The sequence below is a fragment of the Flavobacterium sp. genome (assembly GCF_039930565.1).
Taxonomy (GTDB): domain Bacteria; phylum Bacteroidota; class Bacteroidia; order Flavobacteriales; family Flavobacteriaceae; genus Flavobacterium.
Genome location: NZ_JBDTTP010000139.1, coordinates 1 through 4,427 on the forward strand (window position 1 = coordinate 1; position 4,427 = coordinate 4,427).

The 4,427-nt window shown below is 32.4% G+C and carries 4 protein-coding genes and 1 pseudogene; 1 reads left to right on the forward strand and 4 read right to left on the reverse strand.

Translation table 11 applies throughout. The annotated features are described in order from the left end of the window. Positions 1-263, reverse strand: a pseudogene (locus ABI657_RS18940) (recombinase family protein); the annotation flags it as partial. Positions 264-636: 373 nt separating this feature from the next. On the opposite strand from ABI657_RS18940, the gene ABI657_RS18945 reads away from it, so the two are divergent. Next, entirely contained in the window at positions 637-1,080 is a 444-nt protein-coding gene (locus tag ABI657_RS18945; RefSeq protein WP_348098834.1) for a hypothetical protein, read from the forward strand. A gap of 84 nt (positions 1,081-1,164) precedes the next feature. Here ABI657_RS18945 and ABI657_RS18950 read toward each other — a convergent pair whose 3' ends face one another. From ABI657_RS18950 to ABI657_RS18960, 3 genes are all read right to left on the reverse strand, one after another. Then, complete coding sequence (locus tag ABI657_RS18950) at positions 1,165-2,025, reverse strand: alpha/beta fold hydrolase (protein WP_348098835.1); 861 nt, start codon at positions 2,023-2,025, stop codon at positions 1,165-1,167. 91 nt (positions 2,026-2,116) lie between these two features. Then, positions 2,117-3,256 carry a helix-turn-helix domain-containing protein gene (locus ABI657_RS18955; RefSeq protein ID WP_348098836.1) on the reverse strand — a complete coding sequence of 380 codons (1,140 nt, stop codon included), beginning with the start codon at positions 3,254-3,256 and terminating at the stop codon, positions 2,117-2,119. Between the two features lie 54 nt (positions 3,257-3,310). Continuing rightward, positions 3,311-3,706 carry a ribonuclease E inhibitor RraB gene (locus tag ABI657_RS18960; protein ID WP_348098837.1) on the reverse strand — a complete coding sequence of 132 codons (396 nt, stop codon included), beginning with the start codon at positions 3,704-3,706 and terminating at the stop codon, positions 3,311-3,313. Positions 3,707-4,427 lie beyond the last annotated feature (721 nt).

Genomic DNA, 4,427 nt, shown 5'->3' on the forward strand with positions numbered 1-4,427 from the left:
ATAATTGCATTGTACTCAATTTTCATAAGATTGTAATCTTCAGCATCGATTTTCTCGGTAACTAATAAATTTCTGGCAACCGATAATTTCTTTTCATAAACTGCAATCTGCTCAAGGGACTTCTTTTTTTCTCCAGCTATTACTCCAGTATGCTCTCTATAACCTTCAAGCAGAACTGCGGTATATAGTTTCTTAACTTCTTCTAAAGGTTTAAATTTATTTAAATGTTCTTTAAAAATCTTGTTAGCTATTTCGGAATTCACTCTCCATTTACATACTTTATCACAGTGATAATAGTAGTAATATTTATTCCTTCCTTTACATTTACTTCCCGTTAACTTCTGACCACACTTTGGACAAAGAAAAAAACCTCGTAAAGGAAAATTCTCAATAGTTTTAATTTTTGGCCGATAGGTTCTTGCTTTACTATCAAGAACGTCTTGAAACCGATAAAATAATCCTTCACTGATAATTGGCTCATGCTGTCCATTGACCCGATAGAGAAGTGAAAAATGCCGGCAGGCACGGCAGTACCCGCAGACCTGCCCCTAGACACTCCTTTAAAAAAACAACAGAAAAAAATTAATTTAAAAAATAAAATCATGAATTCAGATACAAAGGAAAATAAAGGTCAGGATGACCAGAATTTTCAAACCCCGGACCAAGGGAGTCAGGGACAGCAAAAAGCTTCCTCCCCTTCAGCCCACACTTACCGGTAATGCCGGGCCGCATTACGCAGATGATCTGAGTCTGGAGCAGGCCGGCAGCCGGTATGATTCAGAGAATCTTGATAAGGAATCGGACAGCGCGTCCAAAGACATCACCGAGAAGGACACCCAAGAGGACCTTATAGATAATGACCCTCCTGAAGGGTCCCAAACTGATATTGATACTCAGAGGAGCGATGAGAATGAAAGTAACCCCTTTGAAACCATAGAACCCAATAAGGACAATCCCGTAAAGAGGGAATTCGAAATCGGGGAACTTTGCAATGAGGAGCTTCGAGAAGATGAAAGCGCCCGAGATGAAACAGACCGAGGTACGCCCGGCAATTATAAACCTTCTCAGCGAAAATTTTAATGTACTCAGATTTGACGCATAAAAAAAAACGTTATCGTTAACGGTTTTTTTTATGAAGTTACTTTCTTTTTGCCACAAAACAACTTAAGGTAATTTCGAAAGAAGAAATTTTATATTATCAATTACAAGCTCAGGTTCTTCATGATGGATATAATGTCCTGATTTTACTGTGGCGATATGTGTAAAATCGGTAAGACCATTTCCTAATTCTTCATGAGCCTGAAACCATTTTTCTCTATTTAATTTATTGATTTCATCAGATGCATTATTGTTTTTATCCAATTTCATACTTGTCAGTACAACTACAGAAACATTAGGCAGAACTGGTAATAAAGAACCATAAGCAATATCCACAGCAATTTCTTTAGTTTCTCTTGTAGGCCCGTAATTTATGCCATACGTTTTTACCATTGCATCATAAAGTATGTTTCCTGGGTCTGGATTATTGTACTTCTCATGCATTGGATCTATAAACAATATTGCGGCTGTTTTATCGGGATTTTTTATGGCATAATCACGTACTATCATGCCGCCTAATGAATGTCCTACTAATACAATTTTGCGTCCGTCTGCATATTGAGCAATCACAGCCTCCAATTCACGACGTAATGTATTAATATTTCTTGGCTCATTATCAATACCAGACTTACCATAACCTCCCCTGTCGTAAATTAAAACATCGGAATTGACTGCGGATGAAAGGTTAACTAATTCGGATTTTTTTCTCGAAGGCATCCACGATTCATGTCCGTCTCCTAAGCCAGATTCAAATACAACCAGATATTTTGATTTTATATTGACGTTGTAGGCTCTTAATTTGTGAGTGGTTAGATTTACAAAGGATTCAGAATAACCTGCGGCATTTTCATCGTCTTTTGAGCATGAAATGAAAAAAATCGCTATTACTAAAAGGGTTTTAAAAAGATTGGAACTTGCTTTAAACATGATTCTTTATTTAAGTTAATTACCGGCAAATATTTGGTTTATGTGCTTAAGGAAAGTTCTAACTTATGAATCCGAACATGTTTTTTTTAAATCAGATTTTATTTGATGCTTTTTTAAATTCTGACGGGGTTTGATTTGTTATTTTCTTAAAGGTGGTATTGAATACAGTTTTGGAATTAAATCCAGATTCGTAAGCGATGCCGATTAGATTTAAATTCTCCATTTTAGGATCGAGTATCATTTTCCTTGCCTGCTCAATTCTATATCTATTGATGAATTGATAGAAGTTTTCATTAAATCCAGTATTGATAATATAAGAAAGTAAATGTGGGGACGTATTTAACAGCGAGGCAAGTTTTAATAGGCTCAGTTCAAAATCTAAAAATGGTTTTTCTTTTTCCATTAATTCAGTCAGCAAAAGTTTCATTTCGATTAATTTTTCATCAGAAATTAGTTTTTTTCTGCTGTCATCTACAATAGAAATCTCACTGATTACAGCATTAATTTCATTTTTCTGCTCCTTATTAAATGGAAAAACTTCTTTTTGTTTTAATGAATGAAAAGCAATGAAACAAATTCCAAAAAAATTAACCAAACTTGAAAAATAATCATACAAGAAAAAAGCATCAGATAACTGAAATAAAATATCTGCCAGCCAAATAAAGGCTAAAACTAATACGCAGATACTGATCTGCTTTAGCCAATTTAGGTTTACAGCCTCAATATTAGAAGAATATAGATAGAGATTTTTTTGATACTTATCAATTTTTATATACGCGGCAATACAATATGCAGTTACCATTACACAAAATAAAATACCAAAAACGAATACAGTATAATATTCAATTTTCTTATCACTGGTTGTTTTTATTTTATCATTTTCAAGGAAGTGAGAAATAATGATTAAAACCAGCATTAGAATTGCAAATAAAAAATGCAGATTATCTACTGCTTTCCATTTTCTATTGGACTCCACATAATAAACAAAACTAAAATAAAAAACAGGGGCAATAATCAGACTGACTAAACTTAGAATTTCTAATTCAAATGAACCTTCTGCAAAATAATTTGATTTTTGAAAAAGCGTATCGATCTGGATTAAAAAAATACAAAGAATAAAGGTGCCGAGCCAGCGATTGGCTTTAATATTTACCTTATTTAAATTTGCATAAATAAGAAATGCGAGGAAAAAACTTGGTCCGCTGATAAGCGCTTCCAGAATTGGATTCATAATACATTATGATAGTAGCCAAATTTAACTATTTGTTACAAAAAAAATAATTTTCTAAGAAACAATTTTCCAATTGTCAAAATTGCAATCATGCTTATATCCCAATTCACACATTTCGGCAACCCATTTACTTAAGGATTCGTGCATCATTTTAATCTCTGGAGTTCTTCCGGAAATAACAAAAAGATTTTTATCGTGTGATGCAGGTTTATAATTTACTATATAATCCATATTTTGAATTTCCTTTTCCAATTTTTGAGCTTTTTCCAGAGAGTCTGAATAATAAAAATAATCAATTTTTAATTCATGCTCCTCTTCCACTCCAGCATCCCGAAGACTTACAAGTGATTCTGTTGCAAGTCTTAAATTTTTACCCTGATTGGCTGCAAAATCATTTTCAGAAATTTGTCGTTTGTTCTTTTTTGGTTTTAAAAAACTTAATATTTCCATTTTTTTGGTTTATTGTTTAGATTGTTTTTTTATAGTCGAGCGCAAATCTAAATAGTATTATATGTATTTCAATGTTAAGTTTTTACAGGAAAGCATTAAGGGCTCGTAAGAGGCTGTTATTACAAAACAAATTGAACACCTGCATTAAAAACAGAAATAATCCTACAAAAAAATAATTATAATTGATTCAAGTCAATTCGAAATCAGATTGAAATACGCTGCATAAATTATTCTCATCCTTATCTATAAACGATCTTTTTAATCTATACTAAGTCAACGTTTTAAAAATAAACAATATTAATCCTGTTAACTTTTTGTCAACTATATCGTAATATTCTTAGATAGTACGATTAAATGGTTTTGTAGTTCAAAACCGAATGTGTTCTTTTTGCACCAAATCTAAATATTGAAAAATTTCAAGTTTTATCTTCTCTCAAAAATAAATTTACTGTCATAAATTAATTTAGTTTTTAAAATTTTATCTCAATCCCCAGCAAGACATCCAAACCAAATTCACAAAGCCAATCAAAGACAGACACTACATATGGTAAGCCAATCTCTTCAAATCTTCTATAAAATTTATAGAAATTTGTCCTGTTCCTGTCACAAATCCAAATGGCGCCAATTGAAGACAATTGGTGCCATTTTTATATCATTAAATAATTTATAGTAAAAGTAATCCCAAAAAGAACCCAAGGTTGAAACCTTGGGATACTTATTG

Coding starts and splice junctions, on each gene's coding strand:
- ABI657_RS18945 (WP_348098834.1), top strand. CDS start 637: ATGACCAGAATTTTCAAACCCCGGACCAAGGGAGTCAGGGACAGCAAA.
- ABI657_RS18950 (WP_348098835.1), bottom strand. CDS start 2,025: ATGTTTAAAGCAAGTTCCAATCTTTTTAAAACCCTTTTAGTAATAGCG.
- ABI657_RS18955 (WP_348098836.1), bottom strand. CDS start 3,256: ATGAATCCAATTCTGGAAGCGCTTATCAGCGGACCAAGTTTTTTCCTC.
- ABI657_RS18960 (WP_348098837.1), bottom strand. CDS start 3,706: ATGGAAATATTAAGTTTTTTAAAACCAAAAAAGAACAAACGACAAATT.